Source organism: Enterovibrio nigricans DSM 22720 (genome assembly GCF_900167155.1).
In the GTDB taxonomy this organism is placed as follows: Bacteria; Pseudomonadota; Gammaproteobacteria; order Enterobacterales; family Vibrionaceae; genus Enterovibrio; species Enterovibrio nigricans.
In genome coordinates, this window is the sequence record NZ_FUXU01000217.1 from 1 (window position 1) to 1484 (window position 1484).

Here is a 1484-nt window from a genome sequence, read left to right on the forward strand (position 1 = left end):
AATCATGGTACTAATGGTGGACTGTCACCGAATGAATACGAAAGACAGTATTATCAGAAGCTTGAAAGTGTATAGAGTTCTGGGGTCTTACCAGGACTTTTTAGAAATAGAACTAGTAGAAAATGGTCGTGAGCACTTACTGGGTTATCAAGTAAACCATTTAAATAAGCTGACAAAAACTTCCGAGGAAAATTCGTTCATCAAAGAGGTACACGAGTCAATAGCGTTCTCTGACATGCCATGCATCTTTATAGATGAAAATCATAAGTTTAAAGCTTCCAACATATTAAGATCGGATGTTGAACCTTGGGTTATCGAACGTTTCTGGGACTGCCTCGGTGAAGACATAATGGAAGGTTTTTTTTCTTCGTCAGATAAGCCCCATAGCAATTCACTGAGCCTTATATACTTAATTATCAACGAATGCTTATTGCGGTTAGCTAGAGGGCTATATTTACCTCTGGTGATAGACTGCATGGGCTTTGAATTCCTAGACGAAGTATCTAAGAAAAAGATTCTTAATTTTCTTAAATTGCACTCTGATAGTTTTCAAACTATCGTATTCGTATTGCAAACCTGTGAATTAGAACCTGCGAATTTGGTGCTGGACATTAAGCCGTCTGAAGAAAAAAGCTTTGGCTCAATATTCTATAAAGATAATGGCATAGTCGAGCACCAAGAGAGATTACAAAAAACAGTCACAAAGTTCAAACCGGGTTATCATCTTGGAACTCAACTCAAGAAAGATGAAAATCTAGAGACAGAGTATAAGGAAGTTAAGGGTGTAAATGCTGTTAACTCTATAAAGGACATAGCAAATCAATATATTGTCGCATTTTTAAATTCCCCTCAATTGAAACAAGGTCGAATTCTCTGGGGCGTTACTGATACCAATAGAGAAGTTGTTGGTGTTAGTTTAAATTACAGTCAGAGGGACGATCTTAGAAGGAATTTAGTTAATAAGTTGCACGATATACAGCCTACTATCCCCCCTTCATGTTATAGAGTGGAGTTTAAACCCGTCTACCTGAAAAACAAACCAGTTGATGATTTATATGTATTGGAAGTGTCGGTACGTCCATTTGAGAGTGAATTTCTTTTTTGTACAACCAAAAAGGAGGTATTCGTAAAAACTGATGGTGGCAAAAGGAAGCTAACTCCATATGAAATTCAGCTCGAATATAGAGATCGCATCAAGAAATATAGTTAACACATATGAGTCCTTCTCCGGTCAATAGACAATAGCCTTCTTTTGGCTGCGCCAGCAGCCAATGCCTAAGAAGAACAACGTTTTCAGTTCCGTTCTCCCCAACCTGAAGTAATCCGAAGTGGATGACTTAGAGCATAAGGTCTAACTGATTTCTGTCCGTGCGACCTGAAGTCGTATGAAGCGCTGTTCACCGCGATAAGAGTGAACCATCTGTATCACCAGATGACCCTAGGATCCTGAATAAAGCAGCGGATCCGACAATGTAACGAAGTCC

General features: G+C 38.9%; 1 protein-coding gene. It reads left to right on the top strand.

What is annotated here, in order from left to right:
• Nucleotides 1–1210: ATP-binding protein (locus B5D35_RS23715; protein WP_078754846.1), on the top strand; the 1210-nt coding region annotated here is incomplete at its 5' end.
• Nucleotides 1211–1484: the final 274 nt, after the last annotated feature.